This window comes from Microbacterium sp. P5_E9 (assembly GCF_054049175.1).
In genome coordinates this window covers 1-527 of sequence record NZ_JBFUMV010000147.1, presented here as the reverse complement: position 1 = coordinate 527, position 527 = coordinate 1, and the positions used below count along the sequence as shown (strand labels likewise).

The window sequence follows — 527 nt, the reverse complement described above, 5'->3', positions numbered from 1 at the left end:
GTTGAGGACGATGCGGGAATCCAGTCGTTCGAGGATGTTCATAGTGTCAATGGGCAATGCTCTGGCCGCCGTCGATGTAGATGGTTTCGCCGGTGAGGAAGCCGCCGGCGGGCGTGAAGAGGGAAGCCACGAGTGCACCGACGTCGGCTGCGGTTCCCGGCTCGCGGCCAGGAATTCGCTTGTCGAGATAGGCGCGCAGCGGCCCGCCCGAGGCCATCGCATCGGCGTTCAGGTCGGTGAGGATGTAGCCCGGGGCGACGTCCATGACGCGGATGCCCTTGCCAGCCCATTCGACCGCGAGGACGCGCGTGATGGCGCCCACCGCCGCCTTGCTGGCGCAGTAGGCGAGATTCCGCTTCACGCCCAGCTTGTCGAAGAAGGAGCCGATGTTGACAATCATTCCGCCGCCGCCGGCGACCAGGTGCGGGTAGGCGGCCTGACAGGCGGTCACCACCGAAGTGGCGTTGGAGTCCATCACCTGCTGCCACTGCTGTAGCGACATCTCGGCGGAAGGCGCATCGATGTGC

1 protein-coding gene is annotated in these 527 nt (G+C 65.7%); it reads right to left on the bottom strand.

The annotated features are described in order from the left end of the window. Positions 1 to 46: 46 nt before the first annotated feature. A partial coding sequence (locus ACXJ3V_RS20705) for an SDR family NAD(P)-dependent oxidoreductase (protein WP_457102236.1) occupies positions 47 to 527 on the bottom strand: 481 nt, incomplete at its 5' end.